Origin of the sequence: Vibrio sp. YT-17 (assembly GCF_033337375.1) — a bacterium.
Taxonomy (GTDB): Bacteria; Pseudomonadota; Gammaproteobacteria; order Enterobacterales; family Vibrionaceae; genus Vibrio; species Vibrio alginolyticus.
In genome coordinates this window covers 1-1039 of record NZ_JAWOQP010000198.1, presented here as the reverse complement: position 1 = coordinate 1039, position 1039 = coordinate 1, and the positions used below count along the sequence as shown (strand labels likewise).

Annotated in this window: 1 protein-coding gene; it reads right to left on the bottom strand. The window is 48.3% G+C overall.

Annotation, left to right across the window (positions count from 1 at the left end; translation table 11 throughout):
• The coding region (locus tag R7F67_RS24905) for a hypothetical protein (RefSeq protein WP_318057541.1) at nucleotides 1–1039 on the bottom strand (1039 nt) is incomplete at both ends.

Here is a 1039-nt window from a genome sequence, read left to right as displayed (position 1 = left end):
TTCCGGTGCCACACGAGCTGTCGCGAAGTTCTTGCCGTCGTATTTCGGCGTCGAAGCAATTTGATCCAAAGCGTCTGGACGAATACGTGACTTCATCACAAACTCAATCCAACCGCCCGGCGCAATAGATAGAACTGGAATATCGATATCCGCATTTGCACCACCAACAAAGCCGCCGATATCCGTCGTTGCTTCACCAGAAGTTTTCACGCTCACTTCCCATCCGTGCGCAGCAAACGCAGGTAAACTCTGCGCGTCTGATTCTCGAGCCGCATTTTGTGCCACTCGGACTTTGATGCTAGAGAATAACTCTTGCAGTGATTTGTTGTACTCCAGTCCTTTACCATTGTTTTGGAGGCGCAGACGGTACACGATATTTTCACCACTAGACGTGTGATTGTACGTCAGCTTTTCGCTTGATAAAGACGAATCCGTGTACGCTTTATGGGATTTGCTTACCTCAGAAGGCAGCATGTTGGCTGGCTCAGCAACTAGGTTATGACTGTTATCAATAACCGCCACGTTTAAGATTTGGCCAACCGCTTTCTCGCTGATCTTTGCTTTCACCGTATATTTGATGAAAGTGCCGCCAACAGCGAAACTATTTGCTGCAAGGTTAAACTGGGTGTCAATATCGCGGTTATCCGTGACCGACCCCGGCTCACTGATACCACTGGTATCGGTTTGAGTCGTGATGGTCCAAGAGTCAAACGCAGCACCCATCGAGCCATCTAAGTATTGGGTTTTGATTGCGCTAAGTTCATCCTTAATCGGCATGTTTTGCATGTGCACGTTGTTAAGGTTAACGAGCGATATTTCATACTCAATGTAGCCGCCCGGCGTGTAACCGCCGCTCAATGAAGTAACACCGCCTTGACCTAAGAAGCGGGTAATGTGTTTTTCGAAGTCGTATTTCTCTGCCGATGCTTTCGTCTTCGCACTGACAGTATAGCCGTCAACGGTCAACAAGTTGAGGATTTCACCAACTGCATTGTTGTTTACCGTCGCCGTCACTTTGTACTCAATTGTAGTGCCCGCG